Origin of the sequence: Rhodococcus sp. UNC363MFTsu5.1 (assembly GCF_000686785.1) — a bacterium.
Classification (GTDB): Bacteria; Actinomycetota; Actinomycetes; order Mycobacteriales; family Mycobacteriaceae; genus Rhodococcus_G; species Rhodococcus_G maanshanensis.
This window is the reverse complement of record NZ_JMLO01000013.1, coordinates 141,881-161,249: the sequence shown is the minus strand read 5'-3', so window position 1 is coordinate 161,249 and position 19,369 is coordinate 141,881. Positions and strand designations below refer to the sequence as shown.

The window sequence follows — 19,369 nt, the reverse complement described above, 5'->3', positions numbered from 1 at the left end:
CAAGTGCTCCGGCATCCCTTACGCCCGCCGGGTTCCCCCGCTGGCCCGCACCCGCACCTGGCAGACCATGGAGCAGGACGAGCTGCTCTTTGTCTGGCACGACCCGGAGGGCAACCCGCCGCCGCCGGAGGTCGCGATCCCCGCCGCGCGGTCCGATGATGCCGAGTGGACCGAGTGGCAATGGAAGTCGATCGTCATCGACACCAACTGCCGCGAGATCATCGACAACGTCGTCGACATGGCGCACTTCTTCTACGTGCACTACGCGTTCCCGACGTACTTCAAGAACATCTTCGAGGGCCACGTCGCCATCCAGGAACAGGCGGGCGTGGGCCGCGAGGACATCATGGGGTGGACCGATCCCGACGTGCCGAAGCTGCTCGGCAATCGCTCGATCGCCGCCTATCACGGGCCGTCGTTCATGATCGACGATCTCGTGTACCACACCGACAAGTACGACGTCGAGTCCGTCCTGATCAACTGCCACTACCCGATCTCGCCGGACAGGTTCGTGCTCATGTACGGCATCTCGGTGAAGAAGACCGACCAGATCCCGGCCGAGCTCGCCGACCAGGTGGTGGACCTGATGATCGCCTACATCGGCATCGGCTTCGAGCAGGACATCGAGATCTGGAAGAACAAGACCCGGATCGACAACCCGCTGCTGACCACCGAGGACGGACCGGTCTATCAGCTGCGCCGCTGGTACGAGCAGTTCTACGTCGACGTCGCCGACATCACCCCGGACATGGTGGACCGCTTCGAGTTCGAGCTCGACACCACCAAGCCGGTCGAGGCGTGGAAGCAGGAGGTCGCCGAGAACCTGGCCCGATACACCGGCGCGGAGTTGTCGGTCTGATGCGGCACGTCGACTGTGTGCGGTGCGGGGTCGAGGTCCTCGTCGAGAAGAACAGCTGGCAGCACACCAGCGTCCAGTGGAACACCGCTCACCCGGAGACCGTCTGTCACGAGTATCGGGACGATCCGTCGTTGACGGTGCGCGGCGCACACGTGGGGCGGTGCTCCGCACTGCGCGAGTCGATCGCCGCGGCCGCCGTTGACGGTCGTATCCCCATCTCCGAGTGACCGCCGGACGGGTAGGCCACGCGCCCAGGTGCGAGGCCCTACCCGTCTGGCCTGCTAGCGGGGCCGGACCTGCACCGTCTGGTTGATCCGCCCGACCGGTCCGGACTCGTCGTGCAGCACGCCCGCGCACATGCCGACACCGTCCGGGCCGTACGAGGTCTCGGCGGAGACGCCGACCCATTCGCCCTCCGGCACCCGGAACAGGTGCACGGTGAGGTCGGTGTTCAGGTAGGTCCACTCACTGGGGTGCAGCTTCGCGCCGACGCCGTTGGCGACGTCCGCGACGGTGAAGAGCCGCTGGATCGGGGTGAGCGGTTCGCCCTCCACCAGTGCGGGATTCGGGCGGGCCCAGACCTGACCGGGGCCCTCGCAACCGATCTCCGCCAGCCACTGCCAGTCCAGGCTGGCGACGAATCCGGTGCCCCAGAACCGGCCCTCCATCTCGATGGTGTGCGACTGCGACAGCGGGGCCAACGCGGGATCCGCCGCGTGTTGGACCGGGGTGGTGTCCGCGGTCTGCATGCGCCATCCGGTGCCGCGAGCGACCGCGCGCTCGGAGCCGTCGGGGCCTGCGGCCCACAGCTCCGCCACCACCAGCTCGACCCGCTTGCCTGGGCGCTCCACCCAGGACCGCACCTCGATCTCGCTCAGCGGAACCGGGCCGAGGATCTCGATCACCACGCGGGTGAGCCGGGAGTCGGGGCGCTGCTGGCAGCGCTCGAGCGCACGGACAAGGAGCGCGGAGGGCGGCGCGCCGTGCTGCATGGTGTCGGCCCAGGTGCTCACGGTCAGGGCGGTGGTGGCGAATCGCTCGACACCGGCCTCGGTCGACCCCAGCGGAACGTAGTAGGCCTGATCACTCACTCGACGATCTCCTCGAACTTCTGCACTTCATCTGCCGGGCTCTCCGGCCACCCGGGATAGGGCGGCGGCGTGCCGCCGAACGCGGGGCAGCGCACCTTATGATCGCACCAGTTGCACAGCCGCCCCGGATTCGGCCGGAAGTCGCCGGTGGCTCCGGCCGCGAGAATGGCCTTCCAGATCGCGGACAGGGTCCGCTCGAAGCGCAGCAGCTCGGCCTCGTCCGGGGCGTAGGTGAGGATCTCGGCGTCGGCCAGGTAGATCAACCGGAGCTGCGCGGGCACGATCCCTCGGGTGCGCAACAGCACCAGCGCATAGAACTTCATCTGGAACAGTGCCTTGGACTCGCTCATCTCCCGCGGAGCCCTGCCGGTCTTGTAGTCCACGACGCGGACGTGGCCGTTCGGGGCGACGTCGATCCGATCCACGAACCCCCGCAGCAGTACCCCGTTGTCGAGCTCGGTCTCCACCCGCAGCTCGCACGATTCCGGGCTGAACCGGGTGGGGTCCTCGAGCCGGTAGTAGCCCTCGATCAGCGTGCGCGCCTCGGCCAGGAACGCGACCCGCTCCTCGGCGGGGACGGTGTCGGCGATCTCGGGGGAGTCGGCGAGCAGTTGCTCCCACGCAGGGTCGACAAGAGACACCGCGCGGTCGGGGACCCGCTCCTGGGCGGGCAGTCCGTACAGCGACTCCAGCGCCGCGTGCACCACCGTCCCCTTCAGCTGGGCCTTCGACGGCACCTCCGGTATCCGGTCAACGGCGCGGAAGCGGTACAGCAGCGGGCACTGCTTGAAGTCGCCCGCCCGCGACGGGGACAGGGCGGGCCGGGAGCGCGGGGTCACGGTCCCCGCGTCGGCGGCGTCGGATGACTCGGCGGGGGGCGTCGACACGGGAGAGCTCACACCTGGCAGGGTATGCGGCGGGTCCGACACCGCTGTCGGGGCCGGCGCGTGGGTCGCCGGGAATGCTGAATACGAGGAGAACTGAGTCGTGGCTGGGCAAGACGTGAGCGCACGCGAGAAGCGACCGACCGGACCGTTTCGGGAGGGCGACCGCGTTCAGCTCACCGACGCGAAGGCGCGCAAGTACACGGTGGTCCTCGAGGCGGGCAAGGAGTTCCACACCCATCGCGGCGGGATCGTGCACAACGACCTGATCGGTGCCCCCGAAGGCAGCGTCGTCACCTCCACGAACGGGACCCCCTACCTGGCGCTGCGGCCGCTGCTCGTCGACTACGTGCTCTCTATGCCGCGCGGCGCGCAGGTGATCTACCCGAAGGACGCCGCGCAGATCGTGCACGAGGGTGACGTGTTCCCCGGGGCGCGGGTGCTCGAGGCGGGAGCCGGCTCGGGCGCGCTGACCTGTTCGCTGCTGCGGGCGGTCGGGCCCGAGGGCAAGGTCATCTCGTACGAGGTGCGCGACGATCACGCCGAGCACGCGGTCCGCAACGTCGAGACCTTCTTCGGCGGCCGCCCCGACAACTGGGAGCTCACAGTCGCGGACCTGGCGGACTTCGACGCCGAGGCGAACGGCGGTCCGGTCGATCGGGTGATCCTGGACATGCTGGCGCCATGGGAGACGCTGCCGGCGGTGTCGAAGGCGTTGGTGCCGGGCGGCGTGCTGATCGTCTACGTCGCGACGGTGACCCAGCTGTCCCGGGTGGTCGAGGCGCTGCGCGAGCAGGAGTGCTGGACCGAGCCGAGGTCCTGGGAGTCGATCGTGCGCGGGTGGCACGTGGTCGGCCTCGCCGTGCGTCCGGAACACCGGATGCAGGGGCACACCGCGTTCCTGGTCAGCGCGCGCAAGCTGGCCGAGGGCACCGTCACCCCGAAGCCGCAGCGCCGCGCGGGCAAGGACAAGAAGGTCTAGAGGGCGCTACGCGCCCGTGAGTGATTTGTACCCCAATCGGGGTGCAGATCACTCACGGGCGGCGAAGCCGCGAATCACTTCACGCAGGTGAGCTTGCCCATCGAGAAGATGGTGCACGCGGCATCCTCCGAGATGACCCACTTGCCGTCGACCTGATCGAAGACCACCTCGGAGGCGGCGCCGCCGTGCGGGCCCGCGATGGTCGTGGTGGCCGAGACGGTGTCCTCGTCGACCGCCGTCACCTTGGTCACCTCCGCGGTCAGCGGGTAGCCGCGCAGCACCCCGTTGAACTGCTCGAGCACCGCCGCCTGGCTGCTACCGTCCTCGACGAGCGCGACCTTCTCGGTGGTGCCGACGGCCGGGTCGAAGAAGGTCACCAGGGTCGCCTGCAGCTCCGCGGCGGTCGGGGTCGCGGCGGCCGCGGCGCTGGCGCTGGTGCTGGCGGCCGCGGCGGAGGTGGTGGCGTCCGAGGCGCCGGTCGAGTCGTCCGAGCTGCAGGAGGCGACTCCGACGGCCATGGCGAGGGTTCCGACGGCGATGAGGGACTTGCGAATGATCACGAGTGAGGCCTTTCTGGTTGGCCAGGGTGCCAGTTAGTCAGGTAAGGCTAACATCAGAGATGGTGCCCGTGAGTCGGCTCGCCGTCCCACACTGTGCGACGCCGACGGTCCGTGTCCGCCTGTCGGTCCGCAGTTTTGGTACAGCGGCTGTAGCGTTGATAGATCGTCACTGGGAGGAGTCGCACATGAGCGCAACAGAGAATCCGGACTCGTTCGCCGCCCGGGCCGAGCTCGAGGCGCTACGTCTGGAAGCCGCTGGTCTTCGCCGCCAGCTCGCCCAGTCGCCCGAGCAGGTACGAGAGCTCGAGTCCCGTGTCGACTCACTGTCGATCCGAAACTCCAAACTGATGGACACGCTCAAGGAAGCCCGTCAGCAGTTGATCGCGCTCCGCGAGGAGGTCGACCGTCTCGGTCAGCCGCCGAGCGGGTACGGCGTGCTCATCTCGACCCACGAGGATCAGACGGTCGACGTGTTCACCTCCGGTCGCAAGATGCGGCTGACGTGCTCGCCGAATATCGACACCGAGACGCTCCGGCCCGGGCAGACCGTTCGCCTGAACGAGGCGCTGACCATCGTCGAGGCAGGCGCCTTCGAACGGGTCGGGGAGATCTGCAGCCTCCGCGAGATCCTCGACGACGGGGAGCGGGCTCTGGTGGTCGGGCACGCCGACGAGGAGCGCGTGGTCTGGCTCGCACATCCGCTCGCGCTCGCCGCGTCCGATGCGACGATCCATCCCGACGACGAGGACATCGACTCGCCGTCGCGCAAGCTGCGGCCGGGCGATTCCCTGCTGGTCGATTCGAAGGCGGGCTACGCCTTCGAGCGCATCCCCAAGGCGGAGGTCGAGGACCTCGTGCTCGAGGAGGTGCCCGACGTCGACTACGGCGACATCGGTGGCCTCGGGCGGCAGATCGAGCAGATCCGCGACGCCGTCGAATTGCCGTTCCTGCACAAGGACCTGTTCCACGAATACGCGCTGCGCCCGCCGAAGGGCGTGCTGCTGTACGGCCCTCCCGGCTGCGGCAAGACGCTCATCGCCAAGGCCGTCGCCAACTCGCTGGCCAAGAAGATCGCCGAGGCACGGGGCCAGGACGCCAAGGACGCCAAGTCCTACTTCCTGAACATCAAGGGCCCGGAGCTGTTGAACAAGTTCGTCGGCGAGACCGAGCGGCACATCCGGATGATCTTCCAGCGGGCCCGTGAGAAGGCCTCCGAGGGCACCCCGGTGATCGTGTTCTTCGACGAGATGGACTCGATCTTCCGGACCCGTGGGTCGGGCGTCTCGTCCGACGTGGAGACGACCGTCGTCCCGCAGCTGCTCAGCGAGATCGACGGCGTGGAGGGACTCGAGAACGTCATCGTCATCGGCGCGTCGAACCGCGAGGACATGATCGACCCCGCGATCCTGCGGCCCGGCCGGCTCGATGTGAAGATCAAGATCGAGCGTCCGGACGCGGAGTCGGCGCAGGACATCTTCTCGAAGTACCTGACCGAGCACCTGCCGGTCAACGCCGACGATCTGGCCGAGTTCGGCGGGGACCGGGCGGCCTGCATCAAGACCATGATCGAACGTGTCGTGGACCGGATGTACGCCGAGAGCGACGACAACCGATTCCTCGAGGTGACGTACGCGAACGGCGACAAGGAGGTCCTGTACTTCAAGGACTTCAACTCGGGCGCGATGATCCAGAACATCGTGGACCGGTCGAAGAAGTACGCCATCAAGTCGGTGCTCGAGACGGGGGCGCCCGGACTTCGGGTGCAGCACCTCTTCGATTCGATCGTCGACGAGTTCTCCGAGAACGAGGACCTGCCCAACACCACCAATCCCGATGACTGGGCACGTATCTCGGGTAAGAAGGGCGAGCGGATCGTCTACATCCGCACCCTGGTCACCGGCAAGAACGCCAGTGCCAGCCGCGCCATCGACACCGAGTCCAACACCGGCCAGTACCTGTAGCACCACTCCGATCGGGCCGGGCACCTCCATTCGTGGGTGCCCGGCCCGATCGGCGTCGTGGCACGGACCGGAGACCGGCTAGGCGAAGTAGTCGGCGAGCAGCGCCCTGGTGTCGGGGACGAACGCCCATGACGGGTCGGCGAGATGCGCGCGCAGCTCCGCGTCGGTCCACCACCAACCGTCGACGATCTCGCTCGCCTGGTGGACGATGGGGCCGTCGTAGCGCCCCTCGAAGGCAAACAGGTGGCATCGCAACGGTTTACCGTCCCATCGGCCGTCCCACCTGACCCGGGCGATGGGGGACAGCTCGATCCCGGTGACGCCGAGTTCCTCGGCGAGCTCGCGGACCGCGGTCTCGCCGGGACTCTCACCGGGATCGACCACCCCGCCCGCGAGACAGTCGTGCATGCCGCCGAAGACCGCCTTGTCGGGGGAGCGGCGGTGCACGTAGACCCGGCTGCCGTCCATCGAGCGCAGCAGCACTCCCGCGCTGGCGTGCCACAGACCCTCCGCGTACACCCGCGATCGCGGGGCCGTGCCGGTCACCGACCCCACGGCGTCGTAGACCGTCACCACCTCGTCGGGTGCGGCGGGGTCGCCAGGCGGCGACGATGGGCGCTGATCCATGCGCCCATCGTTCCACGTGGCGATAGGCTGACCACGTGCCCCTTCCGCGCAGGCTCGCCGAGTTCAACAAGGTGGTCACCAATCGCGTCGGCAGGCTCGTCGCCGGCTGGTTGCCCGGCTACGCCATCGTGCTGCACCGCGGCCGCCGATCGGGTCGCTTGTACAAGACGCCGGTCAACGTGTTCCGGCGCGGCGACGGATACCGGTTCGCGCTGACGTACGGCCCCGACAGCGACTGGGTGCGGAACGTGCTGGCGGCCGGGCATGTCGACATCACGACCCGAGGTCGGCTGGTCTCCCTGATCGAGCCCAGGCTCGTCACCGATCCGTCAGCGGACTGGGCTCCTCGCGGAGTCCGCTTCGTGCTCCGCCGGGTCGGTGCCGACAGCTACCTGCAATGCCGGATCGACCGCTGACGCCGTCGGTGTTCCCGGGCGGGAGCGCCTGACGGGGCTATCTCCTGCGAGCAGGAGATAGCTTCGGTGCCAGAGCCATTCGACGGGGCCGCGATCGAACCGGCGCAGCCACAGGTGTGCGGCGGCGATCACCACCGCGCTGACGCCGAGGTAGATGGCGACGGTCGCGGGCACGCGGGCGTCGGGCGACAGGCGCGCCGCCAGGCCGAGACCCCAGCCGTAGCAGAGCGCCGACGCGACGAGGTTCTGGAGGACATAGCAGCTCAGCGCCGTTCGCCCGACGCCCGCGAGCCTGCTGCCGCAGAACCCGATGCGAGTTCGGCGACAGTAGAACTCGGCGACCAGTGCGAGCAGTCCCAGCGAGACGATCGGCGCGGTCCCGTATCGGGTGAACAGCAGGCTCTCCTCACCGGCGAGGATCCCCGTCAGCAGGTCGACGGGCAGTGCGACTCCGAGTCCGAGGACCATCAGGCGGCGCCGGATCGCGGCCCCGGAGGGCGCCAGTACGCCCGCTCGAAACAGCCTGGCGCCGAGCAGGAACAACGCGATCGACAGCGCGAAGATGAAGATCGGCTCGATGCGGAACAACACCACGTTCTCGATCCGGAAGAGGACGAGGTCCCACCATGATCCGTCCGCGTACGGGTTCGGGTCGAGCGGCGGGGGAGCGGGTCGCGCCGGCTCGGCCGCCAACGCGAGGGTGCCGAGCGTGAGCAGCCCCAGATGGATCGCCGCGGCCCAGAGCATCCAACGACGCTGTGCGCGTTCGCTGCTCGCGAGTACGAACGCGACGACCAGGCCGGTGACGGCGTACCCCATGAGCACGTCGAACTCGACGACGAGGAGGTAGTGCACGATGCCGTCCACGAACAGCAGCGCCGCGCGCCACGGGTACCCACCGGGCCACGGCCTGCCCGCCCGAGCGGCGGAGCGCTGCTGGATGGCGAGCCCGATCCCGAACATCAGCGTGAGCAGCCCGAGGAACTTGCCCTGGGCCAGCTGCTGGAGCACCCTCTCGATCCACCCCCAGCCGCCCGCGGCGGCCGCGGTGCGGTTCAGATAGCCGACCAATCCCTCGGGATTGGTGAAGATCCAGATGTTGGTCGCCAACGTTCCGAGGATCGCGATGCCACGGAGTACGTCCAGGCTGTGGAAACGGGGAGTGGGTTCGGGCATGAGGCAAGGGTGCCCGGAAACCAGGGTGGGGGAGTCCGTCGAAGGGATGATTCGAGGGATGACAACCGGTTCGGCATCCTGCCGTGACCTGCACTTTCCCGGGATAATGTCATAACGCAGCTTATCGGCGTTTAAGCCGAGGGAGCGTCGGTCTGACACCGAACGATCTAGGGCTGCCTCGAGAGAGGGGCGGGTTCGGCCCGGGTGTGTTTCGATCCGAGGATGGGTGGCAGACAACGGCCGAGCGCAGGCCTGAACATCCGGGTCGCAGTTGCGCAGCCGACGACCGTGCTCGGCGACCTCTCGGGCAATGTCGCCGCACACGCGGCGGCGGTGGATAGTGCTGCCGCCGATCTGGTCGTCTTCCCGGAGATGTCGTTGAGCGGATATGCGATGGACGCGCAGGCAGTCGATCCGGAGGACCCGCGCCTCCTCCCGCTGATGGCGGCATGCCGGCGAACGGGCGCCATCGCCTTGGCAGGCGCTCCGGTCCACACCGGCGGCGGGGGCCGGGGCATCGGGGTGCTCGCCGTGTCCGGCGTCGGAGTCACCGTCGCCTACATCAAGATGTCCCTCGCCGAGGAGGAGGCAAGACATTTCGAGCCCGGGCGCGGCCCGGCGAGCCTCGAGGTGAGGGGCCTGCGGGTGGGCATCGGGGTGTGCAAGGACACCCGAATCGATCATCACCTCGACCGAACCGCTGCGCTCGGCATCGATCTGTACGTCGCGGGTCTCGTCCATGCACCGGACGAACTCGCCGAGTTCGATGTCCGAGCCCGGAGGATCGCGACGGCATACGACCTGCCGGTCGCATTTGCGGGGTTCGCCGGACCGACAGGGGGTGGTTTCGCGAGAACCTGCGGCGGCTCAGGAGTCTGGGATTGCGCGGGAACGGTGGTGCGGCAGCTCGGATCCGAACCGGGTGCGGTCGCCTCCGTGGAGCTGTGACCCCGACCTGAACCACGCCACGGCACCGCCAAGTGGGAACGGTCGAAAGATCGAGCGCGCCGACGATCTAGGCTCGGGGGCATGCAGCGCATCATCGGTATCGAGGTCGAGTACGGGATTTCCTCCCCGACGGAACCGACCGCGAACCCCATCCTGACCTCGACCCAGGCGGTACTGGCCTACGCGGCGGCCGCCGGTGTGCCGCGCGCCAAGCGCACCCGCTGGGACTACGAGGTGGAATCGCCGCTGCGCGACGCAAGGGGATTCGATCTCGGCCGCTTCAGCGGCCCGGCCCCGGTGATCGATGCCGACGAGGTCGGCGCGGCGAACATGATCCTCACCAACGGCGCCCGGCTGTACGTCGATCACGCCCACCCCGAGTACTCCGCACCCGAATGCACCGACCCGCTGGACGCCGTCGTCTGGGACAAGGCGGGGGAGCGCGTCATGGAGGCGGCCGCGCGGCACGCGTCCAGCGTTCCCGGCGCCCCGCGGCTCCAGCTGTACAAGAACAACGTCGACGGCAAGGGTGCCTCCTACGGAACCCACGAGAACTACCTCTGCTCCCGGGAGACCCCGTTCTCGGCGATCATCGCCGGACTGACGCCGTTCTTCGCCTCCCGGCAGGTGATCTGCGGTTCCGGGCGCGTCGGCCTCGGCCAGTCCGGCGACGAGTCCGGGTTCCAGCTCTCCCAGCGTGCGGATTACATCGAGGTCGAGGTCGGTCTCGAGACCACCCTCAAGCGCGGCATCATCAACACCCGCGACGAGCCACACGCCGACGCCGACAAGTACCGGCGCCTGCACGTGATCATCGGCGACGCGAACCTCGCGGAGTGGTCCACCTACCTCAAGGTCGGCACCACCGCGCTGGTCCTGGACCTGATCGAGGCGGGCGTCGACCTGTCCGACCTACAGCTCGCCCGCCCGGTCACCGCCGTGCACCTGATCAGTCACGATCCGACCCTGCGACAGACCGTCGCGCTCGCCGACGGTCGTGAGCTGACCGGTCTTGCGCTGCAGCGGATCTACCACGAGCGGTGCGCGGCGTTCGCCGAACGCCAGGGCAACGACGATCCGCGGGTGGCGGACCTGCTCGACAAGTGGGCGGCCGTCCTCGACATGCTCGAGCGGGACCCGATGGAGTGCGCGCACCTGCTGGACTGGGTGGCAAAGCTCCGGCTGTTCGAGGGCTTCCGCCAGCGAGAGGGCCTGTCCTGGTCGGCGCCCAAGCTGCACATGCTGGACCTGCAGTACTCGGACGTCCGTCTCGACAAGGGGCTGTACAACCGCCTGGTCGCCCGCGGTTCGATGGAACGGCTCGTCACCGAGCAGCAGGTGCTGGACGCGATCCGGAACCCTCCGACGGACACCAGGGCGTATTTCCGGGGCGAGTGCCTGCGCAGGTTCGGGGCCGACATCGCCGCGGCCAGTTGGGACTCCGTCATCTTCGACCTTGGCGGCGACTCCCTCGTCCGGATTCCCACCCTTGAGCCGTTGCGCGGCAGCAAGGCGCACGTGGGCAAACTGCTCGAGTCCGTGGATTCCGCCGCTGACCTGGTCGATCAGCTCACCAGCTGAGACGGCCGCACGCGACACGCTCGTCCACCACCTCAGGGTGCCTCGCACTCGGTAGGGTAGGGGTCCGTGCACGAGCGCACACTGGTTGTGGCGGTAATTGTGCAAGAGCTAAGAGGAGGTCGGCGGCTATGGCGCAGGAGCAGACCAAGCGCAGTGGCGGTGGCGACGACGACGACGCCCAGATCGGCGAAGGTGCCGCGGGGCAGGAACGTCGGGAGAAGCTCGCCGAGGACACCGACGACCTCCTCGACGAGATCGACGACGTTCTCGAGGAGAACGCCGAGGACTTCGTGCGCGCGTACGTGCAAAAGGGCGGCCAGTGACGGCGGATCATCAGCGGTCCGTGGCCGGGGGAGAGCGGCTGCACTTCGGTTCGCAGCTGTCCTCGTTCTCCGACCACCTCCGCAAGCATGCGCCGGAACTGTTGCCGGAGAACCGGATCGACCTCGGTCGTCAGCGCGCCGGAAGGGGTGACTCGATGGATGCTGCGGACATCGCTCCGCACGGCACCACGATCGTCGCGCTGACCTTTGCCGGTGGTGTGCTGATCGCCGGTGATCGCCGGGCGACCATGGGGAACCTGATCGCCAGCCGGGACGTGGAGAAGGTGTACGTCACCGACGACTACTCGGCGGCCGGGATCGCGGGCACCGCGGGCGTGGCGATCGAGTTGGTGCGGTTGTTCGCCGTCGAACTCGAGCACTACGAGAAGATCGAGGGCGTTCCCCTGACCTTCGACGGCAAGGCCAACCGGCTCTCGTCGATGGTCCGTGGCAACCTCCCGGCGGCGATGCAGGGGCTCGCCGTCGTGCCGCTGCTCGTCGGCTTCGACCTGGACTCGGCCACGCCCGAGAAGGCCGGCCGGATCGTGTCCTACGACGTGGTCGGCGGACGCTACGAGGAGCGCGCCGGATACCACGCGGTCGGTTCCGGATCGCTGTTCGCGAAGTCCGCGCTCAAGAAGCTGTTCGATCCGAAGGCGGACGAGGAGCACGCACTGCGGGCCGCGATCGAATCCCTCTACGACGCCGCGGACGACGACTCGGCCACCGGCGGGCCCGACGTGAGCCGGGGGATCTATCCGACCGCGGTTGTGATCACCTCGGCAGGCGCCGTCACCGTTCCCCAGGAACGGACGTCCACGCTCGCCAAGGCGGTCATCGCCGAGCGCACCGAGGAAGCGGGTGAGAACGCATGACGTTGCCGTATTACGCCTCCGCCGAGCAGATCATGCGAGATCGCTCGGAGTTGGCGCGCAAGGGAATCGCCAGGGGCCGCAGCGTCATCGTGCTGACCTACGCGCACGGCGTGCTGTTCGTGGCGGAGAACCCGTCGACCGCGCTGCACAAGGTGAGCGAGCTGTACGACCGGCTCGGGTTCGCCGCCGTCGGCAAGTACAACGAGTTCGAGAACCTGCGACGGGCCGGCATCGTGCACGCCGACATGCGCGGCTACTCGTACGACCGCCGCGACGTCACCGGCCGCTCGCTGGCCAACGCGTACGCGCAGACCCTCGGCACCATCTTCACCGAGCAGCCCAAGCCGTACGAGGTGGAGATCTGCGTCGCCGAGGTGGGCCGCGTCGAGCAGCCGAAGCATGCGCAGCTCTACCGCATCACCTATGACGGGTCGATCGTGGACGAGAAGCACTTCGTGGTGATGGGCGGCGCGACCGAACCGATCAGCACCGAGCTCAAGGCGTCGTACAAGCCAGATCTCGAGCTCGGCCCCGCGGTCGAGGTCGCGGTGAACGCACTGCGGGTCGGCACCGGCATCCCCGGAAACGGCGATGCCGAACCGCGCGCCATCGGTGTCGAGGCACTGGAGGTCGCGGTCCTCGACCAGACCCGCCCGCGCCGGGCGTTCAAGCGCATCACGGGCGCGGCGCTGGCCGGGTTCCTGCCCGCCAACATGGTCGGCGGGTCGGGGCAGGCGAAGGAACCCGAGACCACGTCGGACAACGGCGAGGACTCCGGTTCCGGCGAGAACGGGACCGACAAGGCCTGAGCGGCTCTACCGGTACGTCACCGGTAGAGCCGCAACGCCAGCGGCCTACTGGTGAACCGGAAAAGGCGGCCCCGTCCGACCACCTCGCCGTCGGTGGCGAGCGAGACGGGCCGGCCGTGCACCCGGACCTCCAGGTCGGTGACCATGTGGCGTTCGTAGCCGGCCGAGCCGCCCAGGGTGCCGGTCGCGGCGGCCCACAGCAGCCGGGTCCGGGACCAGCGCTGGTCGGCCCGCAGCAGGCGGACGTCGAGAAGTCCGTTGTGCAGCTCCGGTCGCGACATCGGGACCTGGTCAGCAGGCGAATAGCGGCCGTTGCCGACGAAGAGCATCCACACCGCGATCCGGCGGTCGTCGACGGACACCTCGAGGGGCTGTGCCCGCGCGAGGACCCGGACCATCGCGGCTGCGGCCGCCGGCCACTTGCCCATCCGGCGCTCCCAGCGTTCACGCAGCCGGACCGCGTCCGGATAGCCACCGAGGCTCGCGGTGTTGAGGAACAACCTCGGGCTCTGGTCGTCCGCACTGACCTCCGCGACATCCAGCCGGGTCGCGTGGCCGATCGCCACGGCCTCCCGCGTGGCCTCGATGTCCTGAACCCCTGCGTCCCTGGCGAAGTGGTTGAGCGTGCCACCAGGGAACACCGCCAGCGCGAGATCGTCGCGGATCGCAGCCGCTGCGGCGGTCACCACGGTGCCGTCGCCGCCGCACACCCCGAGCGCCCTCGGCCGTTCTCGCGCGATCGCATCGTCGAGCTGGGCCCCGAGGTCACCGTCCGGATCCGCCTCGATGAGCGTGGTCGCGTCCGGCAGGAACTCGGCCAGCTCGGCGGCCGGGTCATCGTCGGCCGTCCCCGATCCGGGGTTGACGAGGATGAGCAGGCCGGCGCCGTTCGGGATCTCGGGCGCCGCCACCGTAGGCCCCAGCGTGGCCGGCTCCTCGGTCCGCACGGCCCACCAACGACGGGTCAGCATGGCGATGCCACCACCGACGGCGGCACCGACGACCACATCGGAGGGCCAGTGCACGCCGATGTGGACCCGGGAGTACGCGACCGCGGCGGCCACCGGCGCGAGCAACGCGGCGGTGGCGGGGGATTCGAGCGCCACACCTGTCACGTAGGCGGCGGCGGACGCCGAATGACCGGACGGGAACGAGGACGAGGTCGGGACCCGCCGCGCCTGCCGGTGCTGCGCCACCCATCCCACGGGCGGACGCCTGCGGGGGAGTAACGGTTTGAGAACGGCATTGGTGAGAGCGCTCGACGCTCCGAGCGCGAGCAGTCCGCGCACCGCCGCGCGCCTCGGGCGGCCGCCGATGGCGAAAAGGCCGGCGGTGATCCCAAACCACAGCACGCCGTGATCGGCCGCTCGACTGAGCGCCCTGAGGCCGCGGTCTGACGCGAGCGGCGCCATCGGCAAGACCCGCTCCGACGTGGTCATCAGTTCAGAGTAGACGCCGCGAAACACCGCAGAGGTATGTATGCGGTGAGCCGGTCCAGGGGCGCCTCGGCGCTGTACTGTCGAAGTGTGCAGCGACGAATCATGGGCATTGAGACCGAGTTCGGTGTGACGTGCACCTTTCACGGCCACAGGAGGCTGAGCCCCGACGAGGTGGCTCGCTACCTGTTCCGTCGCGTGGTGTCCTGGGGCCGCAGCTCCAACGTCTTCCTCCGCAACGGCGCGCGCCTCTATCTCGACGTGGGCTCGCACCCCGAGTACGCCACCGCCGAGTGCGACAGCCTGGCGCAGCTGGTCACCCACGACCGGGCGGGCGAGCGGGTGCTCGAGGACCTGCTGATCGACGCGGAGGAGCGGCTCGCCGAGGAGGGCATCGGCGGCGACATCTACCTGTTCAAGAACAACACCGACTCGGCGGGCAACTCGTACGGCTGCCACGAGAACTTCCTCGTGGTGCGGGCGGGCGAGTTCTCGCGGATCTCCGACGTGCTGCTTCCGTTCCTGGTCACCCGGCAGCTGATCTGCGGCGCGGGCAAGGTCCTGCAGACACCCAAGGCGGCGACCTTCTGCCTCTCGCAGCGCGCGGAACACATCTGGGAGGGCGTCTCCTCCGCAACCACCCGCTCCCGGCCGATCATCAACACCCGCGACGAGCCGCACGCGGACGCGGAGAAGTACCGGCGCCTGCACGTGATCGTCGGTGACTCGAACATGTCGGAGACCACCACCATGCTCAAGGTGGGCACGGCGGCGCTGGTGCTGGAGATGATCGAGGCGGGCGTCTCGTTCCGCGACTTCGCACTCGACAACCCGATCCGGGCCATCCGCGAGGTGAGCCACGACATGACCGGCAAGCGCCCGGTCCGGCTGGCCGGGGGACGCCAGGCCAGCGCCCTCGACATCCAGCGCGAGTACTACGCCCGCGCGGTCGAACACCTCAAGACCCGCGAGCACGACCCGCAGGTCGACCAGGTGGTCGAGTTGTGGGGACGCACCCTCGATGCCGTCGAGTCCCAGGACTTCGCGAAGGTCGACACCGAGATCGACTGGGTGATCAAGCGCAAGCTGTTCCAGCGCTACCAGGACAAGCACAACCTCGAACTGTCGGACCCGAAGATCGCCCAGCTCGACCTGGCGTACCACGACATCAAGCGCGGCCGCGGCGTCTTCGACCTGCTGCAGCGCAAGGGGCTCGCCAAGCGTGTCACCGAGGACGAGCAGATCGACGAGGCCGTCAACACGCCGCCGCAGACGACGAGGGCGAAGCTGCGCGGCGAGTTCATCTCGGCGGCCCAGGACGCCGGCCGCGACTTCACCGTGGACTGGGTGCACCTCAAGCTCAACGATCAGGCGCAGCGCACGGTGCTCTGCAAGGACCCGTTCCGGTCGGTCGATGAGCGCGTCGAACGCCTCATCGCATCGATGTGAGTGCCGGGCGGTCAGCGATCTGGCACTAGGCTGCTGAGCCGTGGCGATCACCAAAGTCGAGCGGTTGATGAACCTGGTCATCTGTCTGCTCTCAACCCGGCAGTTCCTGACCGCCGAGAAGATCCGGCACAGCGTGGCGGGCTACGACGAATCGGCCAGCTATGAGGCCTTCAGCCGGATGTTCGAGCGAGACAAGAACGAACTCCGCGACCTCGGCGTGCCGCTCGAGACCGGCCAGGCCTCGCGCTTCGGCACGGTGGAGGGCTACCGGATCAACCGGGACGCTTACGAGCTGCCCGACATCGATCTGAGCAGCGAGGAGGCCGCCGCCGTCGCGATCGCGGTGCAACTCTGGGAGTCGCCCGAACTGAGCTCCGCGGCCCAGGGGGCGCTGCTGAAGCTGCGGGCGGCCGGTGTGGTGGTCGACCAGGACTCCGCGTCGGCGATCATCACCGCCCTTCCTGCCCGGTCGAGGGGATCCGAGCCTGCGCTCGAGAAGTTGCTGGCCGCCGTCGACTCCGGACAGAGCGTCCGGTTCGAGCACCGATCGGCCCGCAACGAGCCCCTGCGCACCCGCACCGTGCAGCCGTGGGGTGTGGTGACCCACGCCGGCCGCTGGTACCTCGTCGGGCACGACACCGACCGGGACGCCACCCGTACGTTCCGGCTGTCCCGGATCGGCGACGAGGTCACCGCGTTCGGCCCGGTGAACTCGGTGCACAAGCCCGACGGTGTCGACCTGCGCGAGATCGTGGACCGGATCGTGGGCTCGGGTGGGGTCACCGGCATCGCCACCGTCTGGGTCGCGGACGGTCGCGCCCAGGAACTGCGGCGGCTCGGCCGTGCGGCGGCGGACCGGAGCGTCGGGGGGAGGCCGGGGACGATGCTCGAGGTCCCGGTGCGGTCCTGGGACTGGGTCGCCAGGCTGATCGCGGGCTATGGGGAGGACGCGCTGGTGTTCGAGCCCGCGGAACTGAAGGAGGACGTCCTGGACAAGCTGCGCTCGGCGCTGTCGACGTCCGCGAGCGAGGGGGGCCGATGAGTCAGAAGCTCTCGTCCCGGCTGGCCCGGCTGCTGAACATGGTCCCGTACTTCATCGCCAATCCCGGGATGAGCGCCGCGGAGGCGGCGGCGGAACTGGGAGTGAGCACCGCCCAGCTGATGGACGATCTGAACCAGTTGTGGATGTGTGGGCTGCCCGGATACGGTCCCGGCGACCTCATCGACCTCTCGTTCTCGGAGGAGAGCATCGAGGTGACGTTCTCGGCAGGCATCGACCGGCCGCTGCGGCTGACCTCGACGGAGGCGACCGCGCTCCTGGTGGCGCTGCGCTCGCTGGTGGAGATGCCGGGCACCGCGGACCCCTCGGCCGTGCAGGGTGCGATCGCCAAGATCGAATCGGCGGCAGGCGTCGCCGCGGGTGGGTCCGTCGCCGGGGTGGCGGACCAGCGCGAGCAGGCGGAGGACCCGGTGGCGGCGACCGTGCGCTCCGCGGTGCGCAGGGGCATGGCACTGGAGCTGACCTACTTCTCCGCTTCGCGGGACGCGGTGTCGCAACGGGTGGTGGACCCGGTGCGCATCGTGCTCGTCGACAACCACAGCTACCTGCAGGCGTGGTGCAGGCAGGCCGCCGGAGTCCGGCTGTTCCGGTTCGACCGGATCGACGCGGCGGTCGAACTCGACGAGCCCGCCGCCGCACCCGAGGCCGCACTCGAGGACGGCCGATCGATGGACCTGTTCCACGACGACCCGACGCTTCCGCAGGCCCGGCTGCTGATCGGGCCGGAACACGCCTGGGTGATGGACTACTACCCGATGACCGACGTCGCCGTCGCGGCGGACGGCTCGATCGAGGCGTCGATGCGATACGGCTCGCAGGACTGGATGACCCGGCTGATGGTGGGGTTCGGTCCCGGCGTGCGTGTGCTCGGCCCTGACGATCTGGCGGCGTCCGTGCGAAACCGTGCACAGGCCGCGCTTGCCGCCTATGGTGAGGCCTCGACTGCTGACTGACCCGCACTCTCCGCGGGGGGCCTGACCGCTCTGGTCCGGTAGCATCGAATCATCTGATACCTGGAGGTAAAAATGGGAGCCATGAGCCCCTGGCACTGGGCCATTGTGGCGCTTGTCGTCGTCATCCTGTTCGGTTCGAAGAAGCTGCCCGACGCCGCGCGCGGCCTGGGACGGTCGCTGCGGATCTTCAAGAGCGAGGTCAAGGAGATGCAGAACGACGGTGCCGCCACCGCCGCTCCGGCACCCGCCGCCCCGCCTGCCGAGCTGCCCACCGCGGCGCCGGTCGCCGATCCGACGCAGTCCGCGGTCACTCACACCGAGCCCCGGACTTCCTAGTCCCGATTCCGACGGTCCCGGGGCTGCATATCGCGCCCCGGGCCGACTGCTGACCAGAACCAGGGCCCACTGTGCGCATCCCATTCGACCCGCGGCGGAGCAAACGCAGGGTCAATCCAGACGGCAGCATGTCGCTGACCGACCACCTGTACGAGCTGCGGACCAGGTTGCTCCTGTCGATTCTCGCCGTGCTGATCACCACCGCGTTCGGCTTCTTCTGGTACTCGCACGAGATCTTCGGCATCCAGAGCCTCGGCGACCTGATGCTGGGGCCGTACTGCTCGCTGCCTCAGGCGAATCGCGCCGAGCTCACCAGCGACGGCGCCTGCCGGCTGCTGGCCACCGGGCCGTTCGAACAGTTCATGCTCCGGTTCAAGGTGGCATTCACGGCAGGCATCGTGCTCGCCTGCCCGGTCTGGCTGTACCAGCTCTGGGCGTTCATCACGCCCGGGCTGTACGCCAAGGAACGCCGGTACGCGATCGGTTTCGTCGCCGGCGGCGCGGCGCTGTTCGTCTCGGGCGCGGTCCTCGCCTATGTGGTGGTCTCGAAGGCGCTGCACTTCCTGCTCACCATCGGCGGCGACGTCCAGGTGACCGCGCTGAGTGGCTCCGAGTACTTCGGCTTCGTGATCAATCTGATCATCATCTTCGGTGTCAGCTTCGAGATCCCGCTGCTGATCGTGGCGCTCAACGCCGTCGGCGTGCTCAGTTACGACAAGCTCAAGGCCTGGCGCCGCGGCATCATCATGGGCCTGTTCGTGTTCGCCGCGATCGCGACCCCCGGCCAGGACCCGTTCTCGATGCTCGCGCTTGCGGCCGCACTGACCGTGCTCGTCGAGTTCTCCATCCAGATCGCGCGCCTGAACGACAAGCGCAAGGCCCGCAAGCAGGAGGAGGGTTGGGGCGCGCTCGACGACGACGAGGCGTCGACCATCACCGGTACGACACCGCTCGACGACGCGTCGACGATCTCCGGTGCGACGCCGCTCAAGGACCTGTCAGACACCCTCTGACGTACCCGCCACGACGCACGGGCTGCCCCC

Annotated in this window: 21 protein-coding genes; 15 read left to right on the top strand and 6 right to left on the bottom strand. The window is 68.7% G+C overall.

All coding sequences use genetic code 11. The features are described from left to right. On the top strand, nucleotides 1-859 hold an 859-nt coding region (locus tag BR31_RS31885), incomplete at its 5' end, for a 3-ketosteroid-9-alpha-monooxygenase, oxygenase component (RefSeq protein ID WP_027501404.1). Then, nucleotides 859-1,086 carry a hypothetical protein gene (locus BR31_RS0113310; protein ID WP_027501403.1) on the top strand — a complete coding sequence of 76 codons (228 nt, stop codon included), beginning with the start codon at nucleotides 859-861 and terminating at the stop codon, nucleotides 1,084-1,086. The genes BR31_RS31885 and BR31_RS0113310, both read left to right, overlap by 1 nt. Before the next feature lie 54 nt (nucleotides 1,087-1,140). Here the strand turns inward: BR31_RS0113310 and BR31_RS0113305 are convergent, their stop codons facing one another. Together BR31_RS0113305 and BR31_RS28535 are read right to left on the bottom strand one after the other, a co-directional pair. Continuing rightward, on the bottom strand, nucleotides 1,141-1,950 hold the full coding sequence (locus BR31_RS0113305; RefSeq protein ID WP_027501402.1) for a thioesterase family protein: 810 nt from the start codon (nucleotides 1,948-1,950) through the stop codon (nucleotides 1,141-1,143). Continuing rightward, nucleotides 1,947-2,789, bottom strand: coding sequence for a RecB family exonuclease (locus BR31_RS28535; protein WP_231496476.1), 843 nt, complete (start codon nucleotides 2,787-2,789; stop codon nucleotides 1,947-1,949). The genes BR31_RS0113305 and BR31_RS28535 overlap by 4 nt, the downstream gene beginning before the upstream one ends. A 163-nt stretch (nucleotides 2,790-2,952) precedes the next feature. Between BR31_RS28535 and BR31_RS0113295 the strand changes: the two genes are divergently transcribed. After that, a complete protein-coding gene (locus BR31_RS0113295) occupies nucleotides 2,953-3,816 on the top strand; it encodes a tRNA (adenine-N1)-methyltransferase (RefSeq protein ID WP_027501401.1) in 864 nt (287 codons plus the stop codon). A 74-nt stretch (nucleotides 3,817-3,890) separates the two neighbouring features. Here BR31_RS0113295 and BR31_RS0113290 read toward each other — a convergent pair whose 3' ends face one another. Beyond that, the gene (locus tag BR31_RS0113290; protein ID WP_037176537.1) at nucleotides 3,891-4,376 is read right to left on the bottom strand and encodes a WKL family lipoprotein; all 486 of its coding nucleotides are present in this window, start codon (nucleotides 4,374-4,376) and stop codon (nucleotides 3,891-3,893) included. 185 nt (nucleotides 4,377-4,561) lie between these two features. On the opposite strand from BR31_RS0113290, the gene arc reads away from it, so the two are divergent. Continuing rightward, a complete protein-coding gene (gene arc / locus BR31_RS0113285; protein WP_027501399.1) occupies nucleotides 4,562-6,337 on the top strand; it encodes a proteasome ATPase in 1,776 nt (591 codons plus the stop codon). A gap of 78 nt (nucleotides 6,338-6,415) precedes the next feature. Here the strand turns inward: arc and BR31_RS0113280 are convergent, their stop codons facing one another. Continuing rightward, the gene (locus BR31_RS0113280; protein ID WP_027501398.1) at nucleotides 6,416-6,964 is read right to left on the bottom strand and encodes an NUDIX hydrolase; all 549 of its coding nucleotides are present in this window, start codon (nucleotides 6,962-6,964) and stop codon (nucleotides 6,416-6,418) included. Nucleotides 6,965-6,999: 35 nt separating this feature from the next. On the opposite strand from BR31_RS0113280, the gene BR31_RS0113275 reads away from it, so the two are divergent. Then, nucleotides 7,000-7,380 (top strand): nitroreductase family deazaflavin-dependent oxidoreductase, encoded by a 381-nt coding sequence (locus BR31_RS0113275; protein WP_027501397.1) that lies wholly within the window; start codon nucleotides 7,000-7,002, stop codon nucleotides 7,378-7,380. Here BR31_RS0113275 and BR31_RS28530 read toward each other — a convergent pair. Continuing rightward, entirely contained in the window at nucleotides 7,294-8,556 is a 1,263-nt protein-coding gene (locus tag BR31_RS28530; protein ID WP_081830452.1) for a DUF418 domain-containing protein, read from the bottom strand. The genes BR31_RS0113275 and BR31_RS28530 overlap by 87 nt on opposite strands. Before the next feature lie 222 nt (nucleotides 8,557-8,778). Here BR31_RS28530 and BR31_RS0113265 point away from each other — a divergent pair, with 222 nt between their 5' ends. The 5 genes from BR31_RS0113265 (at nucleotide 8,779) to prcA (ending at nucleotide 13,092) form a co-directional block, all read left to right on the top strand. After that, nucleotides 8,779-9,504: a carbon-nitrogen hydrolase family protein gene (locus tag BR31_RS0113265; RefSeq protein ID WP_051637374.1), complete on the top strand. Its 726-nt coding sequence runs from the start codon at nucleotides 8,779-8,781 to the stop codon at nucleotides 9,502-9,504. Between the two features lie 81 nt (nucleotides 9,505-9,585). After that, nucleotides 9,586-11,085 carry a depupylase/deamidase Dop gene (gene dop / locus BR31_RS0113260; RefSeq protein ID WP_027501395.1) on the top strand — a complete coding sequence of 500 codons (1,500 nt, stop codon included), beginning with the start codon at nucleotides 9,586-9,588 and terminating at the stop codon, nucleotides 11,083-11,085. A 128-nt stretch (nucleotides 11,086-11,213) separates the two neighbouring features. Then, a complete protein-coding gene (locus tag BR31_RS0113255; RefSeq protein ID WP_027501394.1) occupies nucleotides 11,214-11,408 on the top strand; it encodes a ubiquitin-like protein Pup in 195 nt (64 codons plus the stop codon). Beyond that, nucleotides 11,405-12,283: a proteasome subunit beta gene (prcB, locus tag BR31_RS0113250; protein ID WP_051637373.1), complete on the top strand. Its 879-nt coding sequence runs from the start codon at nucleotides 11,405-11,407 to the stop codon at nucleotides 12,281-12,283. The genes BR31_RS0113255 and prcB overlap by 4 nt, the downstream gene beginning before the upstream one ends. Beyond that, nucleotides 12,280-13,092, top strand: coding sequence for a proteasome subunit alpha (gene prcA / locus BR31_RS0113245; RefSeq protein WP_027501392.1), 813 nt, complete (start codon nucleotides 12,280-12,282; stop codon nucleotides 13,090-13,092). The genes prcB and prcA overlap by 4 nt, the downstream gene beginning before the upstream one ends. Before the next feature lie 17 nt (nucleotides 13,093-13,109). Here the strand turns inward: prcA and BR31_RS0113240 are convergent, their stop codons facing one another. Next, nucleotides 13,110-14,531 (bottom strand): bifunctional phosphatase PAP2/diacylglycerol kinase family protein, encoded by a 1,422-nt coding sequence (locus tag BR31_RS0113240; RefSeq protein WP_051637382.1) that lies wholly within the window; start codon nucleotides 14,529-14,531, stop codon nucleotides 13,110-13,112. 87 nt (nucleotides 14,532-14,618) lie between these two features. On the opposite strand from BR31_RS0113240, the gene pafA reads away from it, so the two are divergent. From pafA to tatC, 5 genes are all read left to right on the top strand, one after another. Continuing rightward, the gene (gene pafA, locus BR31_RS0113235; RefSeq protein ID WP_027501390.1) at nucleotides 14,619-15,977 is read left to right on the top strand and encodes a Pup--protein ligase; all 1,359 of its coding nucleotides are present in this window, start codon (nucleotides 14,619-14,621) and stop codon (nucleotides 15,975-15,977) included. Nucleotides 15,978-16,017: 40 nt separating this feature from the next. Then, a complete protein-coding gene (locus BR31_RS0113230; RefSeq protein ID WP_027501389.1) occupies nucleotides 16,018-17,019 on the top strand; it encodes a helix-turn-helix transcriptional regulator in 1,002 nt (333 codons plus the stop codon). Then, on the top strand, nucleotides 17,016-17,990 hold the full coding sequence (locus BR31_RS0113225) for a helix-turn-helix transcriptional regulator (protein WP_027501388.1): 975 nt from the start codon (nucleotides 17,016-17,018) through the stop codon (nucleotides 17,988-17,990). Before BR31_RS0113230 ends, BR31_RS0113225 begins: the two co-directional genes overlap by 4 nt. A 72-nt stretch (nucleotides 17,991-18,062) precedes the next feature. Next, complete coding sequence (tatA, locus tag BR31_RS0113220; protein WP_027501387.1) at nucleotides 18,063-18,326, top strand: Sec-independent protein translocase subunit TatA; 264 nt, start codon at nucleotides 18,063-18,065, stop codon at nucleotides 18,324-18,326. Nucleotides 18,327-18,397: 71 nt separating this feature from the next. After that, complete coding sequence (gene tatC, locus BR31_RS0113215; protein ID WP_027501386.1) at nucleotides 18,398-19,339, top strand: twin-arginine translocase subunit TatC; 942 nt, start codon at nucleotides 18,398-18,400, stop codon at nucleotides 19,337-19,339. The last annotated feature ends 30 nt before the right edge of the window (nucleotides 19,340-19,369 follow it).

Excerpts from the sequence above, each read along its gene's own strand:
- BR31_RS0113280 (WP_027501398.1), bottom strand. The coding sequence starts at position 6,964 with ATGGATCAGCGCCCATCGTCGCCGCCTGGCGACCCCGCCGCACCCGAC.
- BR31_RS0113255 (WP_027501394.1), top strand. The coding sequence starts at position 11,214 with ATGGCGCAGGAGCAGACCAAGCGCAGTGGCGGTGGCGACGACGACGAC.
- BR31_RS0113225 (WP_027501388.1), top strand. The coding sequence starts at position 17,016 with ATGAGTCAGAAGCTCTCGTCCCGGCTGGCCCGGCTGCTGAACATGGTC.
- prcA (WP_027501392.1), top strand. The coding sequence starts at position 12,280 with ATGACGTTGCCGTATTACGCCTCCGCCGAGCAGATCATGCGAGATCGC.
- arc (WP_027501399.1), top strand. The coding sequence starts at position 4,562 with ATGAGCGCAACAGAGAATCCGGACTCGTTCGCCGCCCGGGCCGAGCTC.
- BR31_RS0113310 (WP_027501403.1), top strand. The coding sequence starts at position 859 with ATGCGGCACGTCGACTGTGTGCGGTGCGGGGTCGAGGTCCTCGTCGAG.
- BR31_RS0113265 (WP_051637374.1), top strand. The coding sequence starts at position 8,779 with ATGGGTGGCAGACAACGGCCGAGCGCAGGCCTGAACATCCGGGTCGCA.
- dop (WP_027501395.1), top strand. The coding sequence starts at position 9,586 with ATGCAGCGCATCATCGGTATCGAGGTCGAGTACGGGATTTCCTCCCCG.
- BR31_RS28530 (WP_081830452.1), bottom strand. The coding sequence starts at position 8,556 with ATGCCCGAACCCACTCCCCGTTTCCACAGCCTGGACGTACTCCGTGGC.
- tatA (WP_027501387.1), top strand. The coding sequence starts at position 18,063 with ATGGGAGCCATGAGCCCCTGGCACTGGGCCATTGTGGCGCTTGTCGTC.
- BR31_RS0113240 (WP_051637382.1), bottom strand. The coding sequence starts at position 14,531 with ATGACCACGTCGGAGCGGGTCTTGCCGATGGCGCCGCTCGCGTCAGAC.